The sequence below is a fragment of the Bifidobacterium moukalabense DSM 27321 genome (assembly GCF_000522505.1).
Classification (GTDB): domain Bacteria; phylum Actinomycetota; class Actinomycetes; order Actinomycetales; family Bifidobacteriaceae; genus Bifidobacterium; species Bifidobacterium moukalabense.
On the sequence record NZ_AZMV01000004.1, the window covers coordinates 57,558 to 73,086 of the forward strand.

18 protein-coding genes and 2 pseudogenes are annotated in these 15,529 nt (G+C 65.0%); 8 read left to right on the top strand and 12 right to left on the bottom strand.

Annotated features, from left to right (window positions below):
• Positions 1-3: 3 nt before the first annotated feature.
• Both BMOU_RS04280 and BMOU_RS11745 read left to right on the top strand, forming a co-directional pair.
• The gene (locus tag BMOU_RS04280; protein WP_034875211.1) at positions 4-1,773 is read left to right on the top strand and encodes a lytic transglycosylase domain-containing protein; all 1,770 of its coding nucleotides are present in this window, start codon (positions 4-6) and stop codon (positions 1,771-1,773) included.
• 13 nt (positions 1,774-1,786) lie between these two features.
• Entirely contained in the window at positions 1,787-2,323 is a 537-nt protein-coding gene (locus BMOU_RS11745) for a hypothetical protein (protein WP_034875212.1), read from the top strand.
• A 23-nt stretch (positions 2,324-2,346) separates the two neighbouring features.
• On the opposite strand, the pseudogene BMOU_RS04290 reads toward BMOU_RS11745, so the two are convergent.
• From BMOU_RS04290 to BMOU_RS04300, 3 genes and pseudogenes are all read right to left on the bottom strand, one after another.
• Positions 2,347-4,189 (bottom strand): annotated as a pseudogene (locus tag BMOU_RS04290) (VirD4-like conjugal transfer protein, CD1115 family).
• Positions 4,186-4,545, bottom strand: coding sequence for a hypothetical protein (locus BMOU_RS10700; RefSeq protein ID WP_051428905.1), 360 nt, complete (start codon positions 4,543-4,545; stop codon positions 4,186-4,188). Before BMOU_RS10700 ends, BMOU_RS04290 begins: the two are co-directional and overlap by 4 nt.
• Positions 4,542-4,877 (bottom strand): aminopeptidase, encoded by a 336-nt coding sequence (locus BMOU_RS04300; RefSeq protein WP_235143700.1) that lies wholly within the window; start codon positions 4,875-4,877, stop codon positions 4,542-4,544. The genes BMOU_RS10700 and BMOU_RS04300 overlap by 4 nt, the downstream gene beginning before the upstream one ends.
• 188 nt (positions 4,878-5,065) lie before the next feature.
• On the opposite strand from BMOU_RS04300, the gene BMOU_RS04305 reads away from it, so the two are divergent.
• Positions 5,066-5,287: a hypothetical protein gene (locus BMOU_RS04305; protein WP_034875213.1), complete on the top strand. Its 222-nt coding sequence runs from the start codon at positions 5,066-5,068 to the stop codon at positions 5,285-5,287.
• Between the two features lie 14 nt (positions 5,288-5,301).
• Here the strand turns inward: BMOU_RS04305 and BMOU_RS04310 are convergent, their stop codons facing one another.
• A complete protein-coding gene (locus tag BMOU_RS04310; RefSeq protein WP_051428906.1) occupies positions 5,302-5,835 on the bottom strand; it encodes a hypothetical protein in 534 nt (177 codons plus the stop codon).
• A 335-nt stretch (positions 5,836-6,170) separates the two neighbouring features.
• Between BMOU_RS04310 and BMOU_RS11540 the strand changes: the two genes are divergently transcribed.
• The gene (locus BMOU_RS11540; RefSeq protein WP_160118290.1) at positions 6,171-6,308 is read left to right on the top strand and encodes a hypothetical protein; all 138 of its coding nucleotides are present in this window, start codon (positions 6,171-6,173) and stop codon (positions 6,306-6,308) included.
• A gap of 148 nt (positions 6,309-6,456) precedes the next feature.
• On the opposite strand, the gene BMOU_RS04320 is transcribed toward BMOU_RS11540, so the two are convergent.
• The 6 genes from BMOU_RS04320 to BMOU_RS10970 form a co-directional block, all read right to left on the bottom strand.
• Positions 6,457-8,370 carry a hypothetical protein gene (locus BMOU_RS04320; protein ID WP_034875216.1) on the bottom strand — a complete coding sequence of 638 codons (1,914 nt, stop codon included), beginning with the start codon at positions 8,368-8,370 and terminating at the stop codon, positions 6,457-6,459.
• Between the two features lie 11 nt (positions 8,371-8,381).
• The gene (locus tag BMOU_RS04325) at positions 8,382-9,413 is read right to left on the bottom strand and encodes a PcfB family protein (protein ID WP_034875218.1); all 1,032 of its coding nucleotides are present in this window, start codon (positions 9,411-9,413) and stop codon (positions 8,382-8,384) included.
• 42 nt (positions 9,414-9,455) lie between these two features.
• Positions 9,456-11,084, bottom strand: a complete 1,629-nt coding sequence (locus BMOU_RS04330) for a relaxase/mobilization nuclease domain-containing protein (protein ID WP_034875220.1) — start codon at positions 11,082-11,084, stop codon at positions 9,456-9,458.
• Positions 11,085-11,086: 2 nt separating this feature from the next.
• On the bottom strand, positions 11,087-11,467 hold the full coding sequence (locus BMOU_RS04335) for a MobC family plasmid mobilization relaxosome protein (protein ID WP_034875223.1): 381 nt from the start codon (positions 11,465-11,467) through the stop codon (positions 11,087-11,089).
• Between the two features lie 565 nt (positions 11,468-12,032).
• Entirely contained in the window at positions 12,033-12,410 is a 378-nt protein-coding gene (locus BMOU_RS04340; protein WP_034875225.1) for a transcriptional regulator, read from the bottom strand.
• A gap of 1 nt (position 12,411) precedes the next feature.
• A complete protein-coding gene (locus BMOU_RS10970; protein ID WP_235143701.1) occupies positions 12,412-12,600 on the bottom strand; it encodes a hypothetical protein in 189 nt (62 codons plus the stop codon).
• A 315-nt stretch (positions 12,601-12,915) separates the two neighbouring features.
• Between BMOU_RS10970 and BMOU_RS11810 the strand changes: the two genes are divergently transcribed.
• Entirely contained in the window at positions 12,916-13,266 is a 351-nt protein-coding gene (locus BMOU_RS11810; protein WP_235143702.1) for a hypothetical protein, read from the top strand.
• Here the strand turns inward: BMOU_RS11810 and BMOU_RS04350 are convergent.
• Both BMOU_RS04350 and BMOU_RS04355 read right to left on the bottom strand, forming a co-directional pair.
• A complete protein-coding gene (locus BMOU_RS04350) occupies positions 13,259-13,507 on the bottom strand; it encodes a DUF2442 domain-containing protein (protein WP_034875227.1) in 249 nt (82 codons plus the stop codon). The genes BMOU_RS11810 and BMOU_RS04350 overlap by 8 nt on opposite strands.
• Positions 13,508-13,523: 16 nt before the next feature.
• A complete protein-coding gene (locus tag BMOU_RS04355; RefSeq protein ID WP_235143703.1) occupies positions 13,524-13,781 on the bottom strand; it encodes a DUF4160 domain-containing protein in 258 nt (85 codons plus the stop codon).
• Positions 13,782-14,003: 222 nt separating this feature from the next.
• On the opposite strand from BMOU_RS04355, the gene BMOU_RS04360 reads away from it, so the two are divergent.
• From BMOU_RS04360 to BMOU_RS04365, 3 genes and pseudogenes are all read left to right on the top strand, one after another.
• Entirely contained in the window at positions 14,004-14,438 is a 435-nt protein-coding gene (locus tag BMOU_RS04360) for a hypothetical protein (protein ID WP_034875231.1), read from the top strand.
• Between the two features lie 41 nt (positions 14,439-14,479).
• Positions 14,480-14,566 (top strand): annotated as a pseudogene (locus BMOU_RS10975) (Fic family protein); the annotation flags it as partial.
• 95 nt (positions 14,567-14,661) lie between these two features.
• Positions 14,662-15,300 carry a class I SAM-dependent methyltransferase gene (locus tag BMOU_RS04365; RefSeq protein WP_051428908.1) on the top strand — a complete coding sequence of 213 codons (639 nt, stop codon included), beginning with the start codon at positions 14,662-14,664 and terminating at the stop codon, positions 15,298-15,300.
• Positions 15,301-15,529: the final 229 nt, after the last annotated feature.

A 15,529-nucleotide genomic window follows, 5' to 3' on the forward strand; every position in this document is an offset into this window, starting at 1 on the left:
TCGATGTCCAGGACGCACGCACGCCGTCCGGGTGTGCAACGGATCTCCCATACGGCGGCGGGAGCCGTATCGAACGCGTGGAACGGCGGCGCGGACCGGTCGGACATCGCCGACACGGCGGGCCATACCGCCGCCGAGCTCGCCGCCCGTGCCATGGTGTCCGGAGCGAACGCCGCCAGGCACGGCGTGGGCGGTGTGGCGGCCGGCGCGAGCCGACACATGACCCACGGCAAACGTGAAATGGTCGCCGCGTACAGGACCGGTCTCAAGCGGGCCAGGAAAGCGGAAAAAGCCGCCCGCCGCGGCGGGGCCGCTTCCGGTGGGAATGCGGGCGGGCCCATGCTCGTCAAGGACGTGAAACCATCCGAGCGGATCACCGGATATGCGGCCAAGGGCAAGGCGAGCCTCGGCATCGGCCGACATATCGGCAAAGGCCTGGGCAAGGTTGCGGGCAAGGCCAAGGCCCTTGGTTCGACCGGTCTGGGCTGGGTGGGCGAGGCCAACGCCCGCCTGACCGCCGGCGACGACGATATCGCGTCCAAGGCCGGCAACACCGCGCGCGACCTGGCGTTCAAGGCGAGCCGTAGGGGCGTCAGGGGCGTCAGTTCGTCCGCCAGGTTCATCTGGCGGCACCGGCGCGCCCCCGTGAAGGCCGTCCGCGGCGCGAAGAGCGCCGTGAACGCGTCGGTCCGCGCCGCAAGGGCCATGGCGCGCGTCATCCGTGTGATAGCGGCCAAGATCATGTCCATCATGGGTGCGGTCAGCCTGCCCCTCATCCCGTTGCTCGTCGCGATCCTGACGGTGGTGGTCGTGCTCGTGTCCGTCCTCGGCGTGTTCATGGCGGGTACCGCCAGCGCGTCCACGGGCGTCAAGGGCGTGCCGGGCGAATACGAGTCCGACGTGATCCGCGCCGGCTCGATCTGCGATCTGATCACCCCGCCCGTGATCGCCGCGCAGATCGAGGCGGAATCCGGATGGAACCCGAACGCGGTGAGTTCCGTGGGGGCCACCGGCATCGCACAGTTCATGCCATCCACATGGGCATCGAGCGGCAAGGACGGCGACGGCGACGGCAAGGCCGACATCAACAACCCCCACGATCAGATCTGGTCCGAAGGCAACTACATGTGCGGGCTGGCCGGCCAGGTCGAATCGTTGAAGGCGGCCGGACGGATCAGCGGCGACGGCCTGCAGCTGACCATCGCGGCCTACAACGCCGGCCTGGGCAACGTCACGAAGTATGGCGGCATCCCACCGTTCACCGAGACCAGGAACTATGTGACCCGCATCCTCGCCCTGATCGCCAAATACACCGACGGCAACGGCACGTCCGGCGGTACCGCGGGCACTCTCGACAAGCCCCTGGTCATGCAGTCGGACAACTATCACGTGGACATCGCGGCCATGGGCATCCCGGCCACCGACACCACCTACCAGGTGTTCCAATGCACGTGGTGGGCTTCCGTACGCCGCAAGCAGATCGGCAAACCCGTCGACGGGTACATGGGCAACGGCGGCGACTGGAACGATTCCGCCCGCCGTTTCGGCTATCCCGTATCCGACAGCCCGCAGGCGGGGGACGTGATCTGCTTCGAGCCCGGCGTGCACGGGTCGGACCCGTCCTACGGGCATGTCGCGGTCGTGGAGACCGTCAATGCCGACGGGTCGATCCTGATCAGCCAATCCGGCCGCGGCTGGATGAGCGTGGTCACCGAGACCATCACCGCGCAGAGCCTGGCCGCCATGGGAAACGGCATCAGCTTCATCCACTAGGAAGGAAAGGACAATGGACGAGCACCGGCGCAACAGGCTCACCGTCACGGCCATGATCACCGCCATCATCCTCCTGGTGGCGGTGGACCTCACGTTCATCCTCATGAAACCCGCCGGTACGGGCATGGACCGATCCGTCACGGAGCCGGGCGGGGGAAGGACCTCCGCATCATCGGCCGCGGCCGCGCATCCGGCCGCGCGGGAGGTGTGCGAAACGCTCGCGCCCAAGGCCGTGAAGGCCTACACCAGCCATGGGAAAGGCCGTGCCGGACTCCTCAAACTCTACTTCACGGGCGACGCGCAGGGCCTGAACATCCCCGCCGACCGGATCGCGGCACAACCCGACGTGCAATACGCCGGCGCCCTGAACACGGGGGACGGCTCCTCGGCGGTATGCAGCGTGCACACCGGCCTCGAATCCCCATGGACGCTCACCTGGCGGTGGGATGCGGACGCCGGCTGGCTGTGCACCGGCATCAACGGGCCGCTCGAAGGCGCGTACACGACCCTCGGCGACACCGCCCCGCGGAGCGCGGAGAGCGCGAAGTGAGAATCGACAGGGCCGTAATCGCATCATCGTGCATGAGGTGATTTCCGGCCCTTGGAGTGTCTGAGGGTCGATTTCGGTTTGGGGATGGCGGTGCCGGGCCATGCCTTGCGGCTGAGGAAGGGGTGCAGTCCGCGCAGTACGTAGATGCACATGTCGTTGTCGAGCTGGGTGAGCTCGTCGGGGGGTGAGCAGCTCGCGGCCGGCGCGCTGGTAGTTGATGGTGTGGCTGCCGGATACTCCCTTGCTGTCGCTGGTGGTGCGCAGGTCGATGGTCTCCTTGCCGAGGAGTTTGCTGAGCCATTCGGTGGCGGACTGTTCGTTGCCGCCGAGGAAGAGCACCGAATCGCAGTTGCCGACGATGGTCTCCCAGGAGTCCCGGTACATGGCCTTGAGCTGGGCGATGGTCTGCAGGATGACGCTGACGCTGACCCGGCGGGAGCGGATCGTGGCGACGAGCCTGTCGAAGTTCGGGATGCGGCCGACGTTGGCGAACTCGTCGAGGAAGCAGTGCAGCGGGGTGGCGAGCCGTTCGCCGGGATAGGTGCGGCAGCGGCGGATGATGCTGTCGAACAGGCACTGGTAGAAGATCGCGGCCAGGAAGTTGAAGGTCGGGTCCTCGTCGGGCAGGGCGAGGAATATCGCGATCCTGCCGGCGGGATGACGGTAGCCGCCGGCGTGCTCGTCCCGGTAGCCGCCGATACGGTCGATGCCGATGTCGTCGCCGGAGAGGATCTCCCTGACCGCGCCGACGGTCAGCGGGGCGAGACGTACGCCCAGGCTGATGATGATGCTTTTCTTGGTTTCTCCCGCACCCTGGGTGAAGGGCCGGTATTGGCGGGCGGCGAAGCACAGTCCCTGTGCGAGCCGCCATGCCTCCCGAAGGTCCGGATCGTCGTGGTCGGAGGTTTCGTCCTGCCATGATCTGCGGGTCTCCTCGTAGATTTCCATGGCGGTCCTGGCCACCGCGTCCACGGGGCTTTCCCTGGTCTCGTCCTGTTCGCTGGCTTCGAGCAGGTCGCGCAGGTCGGCCACGGCGTTGAGGGTCTGGCCGGCGTCGATGTGCAGGCAGTCCCGGAGGATGTCGTCGGGCAGGTAGTGGACGAACGCGATGAGCGCGGTCAGCAGGCTTCGCTCGCTTTTGGCCCAGAAATCATCGGTCCGGTGTTCCTTCCGGACCGTTCCGCTGGTGTTGTCCATGATGTTGGTGACCAGGCGCATGATCGACACGTCGGGTTTGGCGGGGTCGATGTATTGCATCGGGTTGAACCTGGTCTCGCATGTCAGGTCCACCAGGTCGAGCTTGCGTACCTCGTATCCTTGCCGCCGCAGCGTCTCATGCGTCATGCCGTAGAGTTCGCCTTTGGGGTCGGTGCAGGCGTAGTCCATGTTGGCCTTGAGGATGTTGGGGATGACGTGTGTGGCGGTCTTGCCGGAACCGGAGCCGCCGAGCACGGTCGTGTTGAGGTTGCGGCGGGTGGCCCGGGTGTCCAGGCTCAATCCCTCGGTGCGCGTCATCTGCAGGTTTTCGCTGGTGTCGCCGTCGGTGTACGGTGCCATCTCCTCCGGCTTGGACCAGCGGGCCGAACCGTATTCCTCGCCATCGCGCCAGTTGCGCTGGCCCATGCTCCACCGGTAGAGGAGGAACAGTCCCGCGGCCACGGCTCCCGCGAGGCCGCATAGCAGGCTGGTGCGGTCGAAGCCGAGCATGAGCGGGTGACGCGGCATGGCCGTCATGTCATCCATGATCTGTTGGGCCGTCCGTCCGGCGGCGATGCCTGCCTGGATGCGTGCGGCGGCCAGGTCGGCGAGCCAGAAGCCGGCGAGGATGGTCAGCGTCCTGATGATGATGCCCCTGATGCGTTTCATTGCGTGCACTCTTTTCCTATCGTCCCGGCGGACGGCATGCCCGCCCGGTCGAGATTGTCCCTGAGCTTTCTTTTGAATGCGCTTATCAGCGTCGCCCTGTCGCCGATCGTCCCCTCATGAGCGTCCTTCGGAACGGATGGGGATGGCGTTGCGCCGTCGGTGGGAGCCGTGTCGCGGACCGTGGTTCGGGGGAGAGGCGCGATGATGGTCAGCCCGTCGCCGGTCAGGTCGATGCAGATCGGCTCGCCGTCGCCCATGAGCCGGGTCATGAGCCTGCCGGTGTGGCGGTCGGCGTCGATCCAGACCGCCATGTCGTCCTCCGTGGGTTTCACGGGGCTCACGATGATGCGGCTCATCGGCCAGTGGCCTCCTCGGCCGTGGACCGGTCGCGGTCGTCGTGGCTGGGGCCGAACGCGAGGCTGATGGCGTCGATGTCGATGCCCGAGCCTTCGTCACCCGCCACGCCTTTGATGATCAGGCGGGTTCCCTTGCGCGCGTTCCGGCGGATGTTGGCGGTATGGTCCCCGCCGCGGGCGCGGATGGTGATCTTTCCCGTGGGACCTTTCACGGCGGGCAGCGTTTCGAGCAGCCATGTGAGTCCGTCCCCCACGCTCTGGGGTTCCCTCATGAGCGTGCCCTCGAACCAGATCACGGGTTCCCGCCGTTGCATGATCGTCGAATTCGTCAATCTGATGCTCCTTCACATATGTGGGCGACGTGTCCTGCCATGTTCCATCTTCGTTCTCCCAGGATGCCTCCGGTTTGGACGAACCTGGACGGAATGACGCGGAGGGAGGCGAAGGATGAGTACGGCCGGTATCATTACGACTTACTGGATTCGCAACGAAGCGAGCCGGAAGGAAAAAGGAGCGACGGATGTCGACGATCTATAGGACGAATGAATGGAAGGGCTATGGCAGGCAGAACTATTACTGGAACGAGTACAGGCTTGAAGGCGATATGGTTGTGAAATACAAATGTCACAGGCAGAAGTTCTTTGACGGGCACGAGAACACGTGGGACCGTGAAGAGGATGCGATCGCGTCCTGGTCCGTGGATGATCCGGATATGCCTGATTGGTTGCGTCAATATATCTGAGGGTGGACATCGGCCTATAGGTTCAAGCCGTGGCGACTCCCCTTTTCCGGCTTCCGTTCCGGGACCGGCCGGTTCCCCTCCAGCTCATCGAGACGATGGAGGATGCCGGGGGAGAGGCTGTCATCGTAGGCCGCATGGTCGAGGATTTCCTCGCGTTTCGCCCACACGAGACCGTCGGCCTGTGCTTGGCTGATGCCGGTCCAGTCGCCTTGCTCGTTGATGCGCATGAGCGGGTCCGTGTCGGGATCCCAGCCGCCGTACTCACGTTTCTCCAGGATTTCGATGCTGGTAAGGCCGTCGCCCGCCAGTCGGATGGCATCGGCGGACGGGTAGATGCGGTATGCGGCAAGGTCATCGGTCGGCCTGTGCTCGGAGACTTCGTTCACGATGGTGTGCAGCAAGCGGATCGTCTCCACGTCGGCCGACGTCCGCCGGGCGAGGATGCGGCCGGCGCGCAGGCAGGCGGCCTTGCGGTGCTCCTCGTAGAGGACGGTAGGATCCTCCTCGATCTTTTGCGTGAAGTAGCCCTCATCCGTTTTCCTGCGCATGGCGAGGTCGCGGTCGACGGCCGTGGAGCGGTATTCGATGTGCCAGCCGGGGCCGATCCGATTGTGCCACCGGTAGGCGTATTCCTCCGGAGGAGACGGGGTGCCGTATGGCCTGACGTGACGGGTCGGCCGACGGCGAGGCCTCCCTCACGTTCCCAGTCATGCAACGCCCGCATGAGCCTTTCGATGGCCCCTGGCCTTGCGGGGTCGATGATCGTGTGTTCCCGGCCGGCGAGATCGTTGTCATCGAACCGCCATTCCGTCTGCGGACGGTTGAGGTACAGGACCTCGATCCGTCCGGATCTCTCATCCCTCCGCCTCCATGCGGGGTTGTCGTGGAAGACGATTTCGACGGCCCTGCCGTCGACGAGCACGGCATCGATGTGTCCACCCATGGGATCGTCGCCCTGGCTGATGTCGGTGACGTTGGGATCCTCCCTGAGGAGGCGGTTGATGTCGTTTCTGGTCAATGATGGCATTGGCGTGTTCCTTTCCCGTCGGGTTCCGTCTCCACCTTCCGTCCCTCCGGATGTCTCCGGTTTGGACGTAAGGCCGGCGGGCCGGGGCTGGACCATAGGGGTGGCCGGATGCCCTTTTTCGGCGTCGTCGTCCCCGCTCGTTCTACAGGGCGCGCCGGCCACGTTCCGGTGCCGTCGCGGGATCATGGCTCGTATCGTTCAGTTCGGCGAGATGTCCGACGAGTCTGGTCCTGAACCGTGCGAGCGTCGTTTTGGGATCGATGCGACGCATTTCCGGTGCGCCGTCGGTTTCGGGCTCCGTCGTTCCTCCGGCCGCCTTGGTCGGTTCCGGCGACGGAGGGCCGGCCCGTTCCGGCCGGCCCGTCCGCTCCTCGCCTTGCTCTCCCGCCGGCCGTGCCGTCGTGGATTCATGGCGTACGGCGGCGAGGCCGTTCACGGCGTGTTCCCGGCCGGGGTTTTCCCTTTCGTTTTCCTCCTTGGTGATTTCGTCGAGGAGCAGTCTTGCCGCCTGGCGGCGTTGACGGCTGGTCCACTGCCCGTCGTCGGGTTTCGAGGCCGTGCGGTCGACGAGCCTGCGTGCCCATTTGAGGGCGGTCCGTGGCCTGTAGGTGCCGGCTCGCAGGTATTCGGCGAACCGTTCCCGCATGCGTTCGACCTGCGGCCAGGATTCCTCCACCGTTTTCGAGACGAGTTCCACCGATCGCGTGTCAAGGGTTTCCTCCGCGTCGCGGGTGCGGGACCGTGCGTCGATGATCGCCTGCGCGAGGGTCTCCGGATCCGTTTCCATCGTGCGGCGTTCCTCGCCCCGTCCGACGAACAGTTCCACAGGAATGCCGGGTCTGAACCGTAGGTTGACCGCCCTGCCCCCGTCTTTCTGGCTGCGGTTCCTGGCGCTCATGAACAGGTCCGTCGCCCAGCCGGACAGGTCCCGGCCGTCGATGGTGGTGCCCTTGGGCAGGGAGACGATCATCTTGGGCCAGTCGCGCCCGTCCCTCGCGTGCAGCACGTATGGGTGTGCGGCCCGGTTCGCCACCCACACGTTCGGCCACCGATCGCGTGTCAAGGGGTTCCTCCGCGTCGCGGGTGCGGCGTCGGCCGGATGTTCCTGGCCGGCGGGAGACTGCCTGCGGATCGGCGGCCGGGTGAACGGCTTGCCTTCGAGGATGCCGATGGCGGTCGCATCGATGAACCCGTCCCATTCCGGCGCCTGTCTGCCGTCGGCGAGATGGAGCAGCGGGTGTTGTTCGAGACCGGGCTTGAGGATGCCGCTGCGCGCCACATGGCCGGTGATCCCATGGCCGTCGGGTCCGGCGTCATGCTCGCGCAGCCTTTGGTAGTCGTCGAAGGCCATGCGGCTTTGGGTGAGCAGTTCCCCGTCGCTCATCGCGCGCGCGGGGAACGTGTCGGGTGTCTCGCTGTGGCTGATGGTCGTCACCTGCATGCCCAGATCGTCGTATTGCAGATGCTTGAAGCTCCTGGCGTCGTAGAGTCCCTGCTCGTTCCGGTGCCATGAGAAGACCATGAGGTCGTATCCGTTGTCCTCCTGGAGGAACACGAGGGGACGTGGCTCGCATTCGAGCGCGGCCTGCATCAGGCTTGCCTGGAGCAGTGCGGGATCGAGCCCGCCGGCCGAGGATGCGGCCATGGCGAGGCTGGCGCCCCATCCCATCGGCAGTGTCCGTCCGGTGCCGGGCACGTCGAGCGTGGCGTCGCCCGGTCGGACGACCTCGCCCCAACGTTCCGGCTCGGTCCCGTCCCACCGGCGGATGCCTTGGAGCATCCCCTTCATGGGATCCATGCCGGGTTCGGGATAGATGTTGAACACGCCCGTGACTCGCGTGTGGTCGCCGTCGATGACGTTGCGGTGCACGATGATGTCGCCCGGCTCGTAGTACATGCCGGCCGAATCCGCGCCGGCGGAGGTGGCGGTGCCGGCGGTCCACACCGTGTCGCCGGCCTGTGCCCACCATTTCACCGGCCACGGTGTGGGATCGTTGAGCCCGTTGATCGTGTCCTGGTGGATGGCGGTCCGTCTGATGAGTTCCTGCGGGTCCATGTCGTTTCCCTTCAACGGCCCTTGCGGGGTGTGAGGTCGCGGCTGGGTGACGGCAGGGGACCGGCCTTCTGCTTGGCGAGGTTCTCGCTGAGCCTGGTCCTGAACCGTGCGAGCAGCGCCTTCTTCGACCGGATCGGCTTGGGCCCTTCCGCCCCTCCTTCCGTCTTGGGGCCGATGATGCGTCTGGATTGGCTCTTCTTCGCTGCGCCCGTCCTGTCCGGCTGCGCCGCCGTCTGACGGGCGGGTGCCGCCTGTCCGAGGTCTTGCGCGCGGGTCCGGGACCCTTGCCCGTAGTCGTCGCGCAGGATCCCGTCGAACTCGTCGTGCAGGGTCCGGTCCGCCGCCGCCTTGCCGATGATCCGGTCCGCGTATTCGCGGCCGGTCCGCTCGTTCCACGTGGTGTCGCCCATGAGGCTTCCCCATGACAGTTCGGGGTGACGGGCCGCGACGGTGCTCGCCGCCATCTCCATGACCTCCGGTTCCACGGAGTCCCACGCGATGCGTTGCCGTACGTCCGGCACGGCGGGCCGTTCGCGGGTCTCCCGCGGTACGGGCGTATCGGCCCGGTTCCGACCCTGGGCCTGGTCCTGTTGGATCGGCCGTTCGACGGTGAGGTCGTCGTCGGTGACGTCCATGCCCATGTTCCTGAACGCGCGTTGCACCGCGTGACGGATGTGGTCCTCGTCCTTGCCGGCGAAATGGACGAAGTACTGGCCGTCGTTCGTGCGTTCGAGGTGGTAGTCGATGCCGGCTTCCCCGAGACTGCGCTGCACTCCGCGCATGGTCGAGTCGTCGAGTTGCAGCTCGTGGAGGTCGCCGCCCTTCTTCCTCTGCAATCGTTTCTCGGACATCTCGCCGCTGTCGATCCTGTTTTTCACGGCTTCCCCCGCCGCGTGCGCGCCCGCTTTGATGAGCTTCGCTCCGGATCGGAGCAGGGCGAGGAACGCGCTCTTGGGGATCCGGAGCGCGAGTCTCGCGCCTCCGGTGATGATGGTCTGGACGGCGTTCTGGATCTTCTCCTCCGCCTGTTCCTCGATCGGCATCGTGGTTTCCTTTCTGTCGTTGGATGGTGTTCCCTGGACGGTTCAGATGGACCGTCCACGCTTGTGTTGTTGCTGGTCGCAACGCTCGTTTCGTTCCTGTTCGCGGCCGCGTGTGGCGTTAATCTCGCGTTCGATGGCGGCCAGTTCGCGCTCGTACCGGTCGCACGCGTGTTCGCGCCGTTCCATTTCCCCGCGCGCCTCGACCACGAGGTCGGGATCATCCTGCTGGATCGCGTCGTGCAATGCGATGACGGCGGACTGGAGTTCGTCGTGCGATTCGCGCACCTTCCCGCGCAGCATTTTCAGGCCTTTGGCGCTGTCGCCGTCCGCGAGCCTGGTCCATCGGATCGCCGCGTTCAACGCCTTCGCCTCGTCGCCCAATCGGTCGAGGCGACGCGCCTGCGCCTGGTAGTAGCGTTGCTGGGCCGGGCTCACCCCGTATCTGAGCGGCAGCCGTTCGGGTGTGGCGAGCGGTTCGAGCCTGCTTGTGGGTTCGCCGAACCACTGGTACAGTCCGTGCGTGATGGCCTTGCCGGCGTAACGGTTGCTCCGGTCGAGGATGATCTGGTCGCGGTCGCGGGGCATGAACGCGCGCAATGTGGAGCCTCCGTCGTCCACGAGATGCCGCACGTCGAACGTGATCTTCCTCTGCCGGTGGGTGCCGGGCAGCCACACGGTGATCGTCTTTTTGGTTTGCCTGGCGACGAGCCTGCGGTTGAACGTGATCGGGATGATGGGCGTGTTCGCCAGGCCCGCCATGATGTTCGTCATGTCGTATGCCTGGCCGAGTCTGACGTCGCGGATCCTGAAACCGGTGTCCTTGACGGTGAACGTGAAGTGTTCGCCGCGCACCTTCACGTCCACGCCCTGCACGTCGAGCATGTCCTTCCAGTCCTCGAAGTTCTCCGCCCCGGCCGTGGTCAGATCGATCAGGACGCGCAGCCTGTCCTTGACTCCCTTGCCCTTCGCGGCCGTGTAGATTTCCTCCATCGACATGCCATAACGGCGCTCCAGCGGCTCCCCGTCCCCGTTGCGCCGGGCAATGCGCGGCGGCGCCTCGGTGCCCTGCCCGGACGTCTCGGCGGCGGGTCCGGGATCACGTGCCGGTGCCGTCCCGTTGTTTTCTGATGCGGTTTCGGTGCCGCGCATCCTGCGCGCCTGCTCCTCCACGACGGGGTTGAAGATGATGTTCAATCCTTCTCGTTTGCAGATCTCATCGCATGCCGCGCGCCACTGGTCGATGATGTCCTTGGGTAGTTCGGCCTTCAGATGCTTCCCATATCGGGAGGCCGCGCACACCATGATGTGGTTGTGCAGATGATGCCGGTCGGTGTGCGTGGCGACCACGAACCGGTATTCGCCGCCGGTGATTTTGCGCGCGAATTCCATGCCGAGCGCGTGCACCAGTTCCGGGGTCACGGGGTCGTCGGGGCTGAAGCTCATCTTGATGTGGTAGGCCAGTCGGCTGTTCCTCCGGATGCCTTGCGGCGAGTTGCGGTTGTCCTCGAGCATGGGTTCGGCAAGCGCGTCATAGTCCGTTCCGGTCCGCTCGTAGTTCGAGCCGACCAGACGGCCGCCGTCGGTCTTGGCGGGGTCGATGATGTACGCCATCGCCCCGTTGGGACCTCCGAGATTCGATTTCACGGGTTTGCCGAGCCTGACCACGGCCATGATCAGGTGGCTTCCTCGGCCTGGCGCTTGTCGGCGAACAGGTCGCCGAGCAGGCGCTCGATGCGGTCGAACGAGTCGAGGATCTCGGCCACCTGCTCGGGGCTGATGTGCTCGTTCGCGTTGGCCCAGTGGGCTATCTGGTTGACGTTCACGCCGATCCGGTCGATCTCCCGGGCGAGTGGTTCGGGGTCGGTCAGCGGTCTGATCTCGGTGACGTGGATGTGCCGTTCGGACAGCATCCTGCGCGCGTAGGAGCTGAACGAACGGTACTCCGGCGCGTACCTGGTCAGCCTCCCGTGCAGCTTGCGGACCTGCTCCCACTCATCCGGTGTGAACCTGATGATCTTCTCGACGCTGTGCGTTCTACCTTCGGCCTTGCTCATTCCGCGCCTCCGAGAAGGACGCGGAAACGGGTCGTCTGTGATGCCGCGAAGCGGTCCGGAGAGCTTGCTCGACCATGGGGTCCGGGTCTCCCGGGCAAGCCGATTCGCCCCGCGAATCGAGTGATTGGATATCCAATCACGTCGCTTGCTACTCCCATATCCATTTCATGGATTGGGAGCAATTCCGCGCAACGCCTTCGTGGCGTGCCGTGTGGCATGATCGCGTTCATGGTTCGCTCCTTGCATCAATGGCATCGAGGGAAGTATCCGGCTCCTTACGCCCATCATCCGTCGTGAGGGCGGCGATTGGTTTGGACATCCGGAGCGAGGGAAAAACGAAGAAGCCCCGCGGAAAAATCGCGGGGCCGCCGTTTGCGTGATGCGGAGGAGACTCGTCCGGGTTCGGGGATTTTCCCCGACACGGGGCGGACCGGGAGCCGCGTCACCTTTAGCCGGCCGGTGACGTCCCGCGCATGTGGGCATGAAAAATCCCGGCCGCGGGGCGTGGCCGGGATAGTGGCTCGTGGAATTTCTCGGAAGGCCGGATGCGGCGGGCGTATGCGGCTCAGGCGTTGGCGATGGTGCTGACGCGCTGCGGGGTGACGCCGATGATGTCGGCGACGTCGCGCACGGTCATGCCCTGGGCCCGCAGGGCGTCCACGGTGGCGCGGGTGAGCGAGGAGGCGTGGGACTGCGCCTCGCTGGCCTGCCTACGCGCGTCCAGCAGCTCGGCGAGCATGCGCTCGTCCTGCTCGGAGAGCCTCGGCTCCACGGTGACGGTGCCGACCTCGCGGCCGAGCATACCGGCGGCATCGCGCACCATCGCGTCGATCTGGTCGAGACGCCGGGCCTGTGTGAACAGTCCGGGGATCTCCGGCACCTCCACTGCCCACCAGCCGCCGGAACGTTCGGCGGTGGCGGTCACGTTCATTGGTTCCCTCATTTCAGATTCCTTTCGAAGTAGCGGATGATGCCCCTGGCGGTGAGCTCGTTGATCTCGCTGTGGCGGGCACGGTGGTCTCGACGCCTTGGATGGCGACCTTGCTGTGATTGCCTCCTTCGCTCCAGATGGCGGTGGCGTTGTGTTCCTTGGCCAACCGATTGAGCCGCTTTTCCAGTTCCTTACGTCTCATAAATATAGTCTACCTCTATTTACTTAACAAGTAAAGTGGTATTTACTTATTCTGCCGCCATTGGAGAAGCTGCGATTGTCCAAACCGGCGCAGCCCGGTCCGCGCGAGCATGGTTCCAGCCGGCCTGAAGCCGGGGACCGATGAATTGAGAGGAGCGCCGATCATGGTGTCCGATTACGTGGATGATCTATTGCGAGACGAACGCGAGTCGTTCAAACGCGAGGAAGCGGCCGCGAAGAAATTCGACAATCTTTCCACAAGAGCGCGAAGGCGCTGCGTGAGGCGGCGAGACAACTCGAGAAGGCATTCCCCGGAATGAGCCGGACGACCACCGCCGACAAGTGGGCGATGACCGGCACGGAGAAGAACATCGCGTTCGATGCAAAGGGCGAGCTCGTCGCCGCCCCGGTCGGGAAGAAGACCGCTCCCGTCGAATCCTCCGACGAACCGGAGAACGACGTCGTGCCGGAGCCTGAGGCAACCGGAGCCGACACGCAAATGGCAGCCCCGCGATTTTTCCGCGGGGCTTCTTCGTTTTTCCCTCGCTCCGGATGTCCAAACCAATCGCCGGCCTCGCCGCCGGATGGGCGCGACCGTCGTGCATACGGGCATGAAAAGGCCCCGGCCGTCTTGATGACGGCCGGGGTCGCACGGGTCGTTAGATGATCTGCATGTCGGAGCGGACGCGTTCCGCGGCGATGTCGATGTCGCCGGGCCATGAGGGCACGCCGAACGCGAGTCGCACACGGTCGAACGTCTGCGGGTCCTTGAGTGGTCTGAACATGCCGCGGTCGACGTATTGGGACATATCGAAGATTCCGGTCGCCCCGTCGGAGCAGGTGACTTTGAGCTTGTATCCCGGCATGGGTTCGCACCGGGTCACTTTGATTGAATAGTCGATGGTCATGTCCGTTGCCTCCTTGTTAGCGTAGCGGGTCGATCCTGAACGGGTGCTCGAGGTTGCGGGCCAGTTCCCAATCGGCTTCGAGTTCTTCGGCGTGCAGCAGTATCCACGCTTCGACGAGCGTGCGTTGCTTGCGCGGGAGGTCTCCTTTGAGCGTCCGCCCGTCGAAGGTGAACGCCGCTTCGTGCCCCTGGTATCTCGCATGCACGTGCGGCGGCACGTGGTCGCCGGCGTTCATGGTGATGATGATTCCGAAGAACATGCTGATGACCGGCATATCTGCCTCCTTGCTTTCGTTGTCTTCCATTCTAGGATATTCGTGTTCGGTCCTGGCGTGCGCGGTGCGCAGCGGGAACGACGGACTGGTTTCCGGTTCGTGCTCTTTGGCTATCGCCGGAAACGGAGCCCGACTGTCCAAACCGGCGTGCGCCCAATCGCGTGACCATGGTCACAGCCGGCCTGAAGCCGGGAACCGATGAAACTGGAAAGGAACATGACCATGGCATCCGATTACGTGGATGACCTCCTACGCGACGAACGCGAGTCGTTCAAGCGCAAGGAGGCGGCGGCGAAGAAGTTCGACAACCGACTCGACAACTTCCGCAAGAGCGCGAAGGCGCTGCGCGACGCGGCGAGGCAGCTCGAGGAGGCCTTCCCCGGAATGAGCCAGAGGACCGCCGCGGACAAGTGGGCGATGACCGGAACGGAGAAGAACATCGCGTTCGACGCGAAGGGCGGGCTCGTCGCCGCCCCGGCCGGAAGGAAACCCACAGCCGCCGGACCCGAACCGGCAGCCGACGCCGCACCGGATCCGGAGACAACCGGATCCGGCATCCAGACGGCAGACGACGAAACCGCTCCGCAGAACGAGACGGACGCGGGCCAGGATCACTCGGACGACGGCCGCCCCTCATGGGCGTCCGGCAACTACTGATCGGATGTGATGCATGATGCGACTGATCATCGCCGAGAAGCATTCGGTCGGCCAGCTTCCACGCGGTGTTCGAGAACATCCATCCGTTCATGGACGGCAACGGTCGGACGGGACGCCAGCTGCCCAACCGAAACAGCGATGAAGGGCTCTCTGATACCATTGACTGCTTGGATATCTGTTTCGTGGCAGCCATGGCCCGGCGAGATCGAGGAGGCATGGGCAGATGGGCGCACATGTCATCGAAGAGGACAGCGGGTGTCAGCTGCGCTGGAACCACAACTCCGCGTACTACCCCGAGCTGGTCTCGGACGCCGCACTGAGGGGCGGATCCGCCCTCGACGTGGGCTGCGGAGACGGGACGCTCCTGAAGCTTCTGGCCGGGGTATGCGAGCACGTCGTGGGGGTGGAGGTGGATCCCGCCGCCGCGCGGATAGCTGCCGGCAGGGTCGCAGACAGCGGCAAGGTCATCTGCGGTGATTTCATGGCTACCCAGGATTTTGCCCCGGAAAGCTTCGATACCATAACCTGCGTCGCGTGCCTGCACCACATGCCGCTCGAGACGGCACTCGTTCGGATGGCGGAGCTGCTGCGGCCCGGCGGCAGACTGCTCGTCGTCGGCCTGTCCGCGAACAGGACCGTCGCGGACTGGCTGCTCTCCGCTCTCATGGTTGTCCCTGCGAGGATGTCCGGATGGCTCCACCACGAGGGTACTTACCAGGGGATGAGGGTCGCCCAGCCCCGTGAGTCCCTGGGTGAGATTCGCGCTGTTGCAGGCGAGCGACTCCCCGGCGCACTTGTCAGGAGGCGTCTTTACTGGCGCTACTCCCTCGAGTGGACGAAGCCCTTCACTGTGCAGTCCTAGCACCCGTACCCCCGCTTCGTACTCTGTCCTGTGGCATGGCCCTCTCTTCTTCGGGGAGCCCTCGCGGCGACCTAACCTAACCCGACAAGCCGCATATGGTTAATTACCATCAACTGCATTCTTTTAGCATCTAGCGGTAGATATTCGCATCTAGTCTCATCTTTTGGAAACCGGCCCCTCGCCCACAAGGCGGAGAGCTGGTTTCATGCACTGTGACTCCTCGACAGAA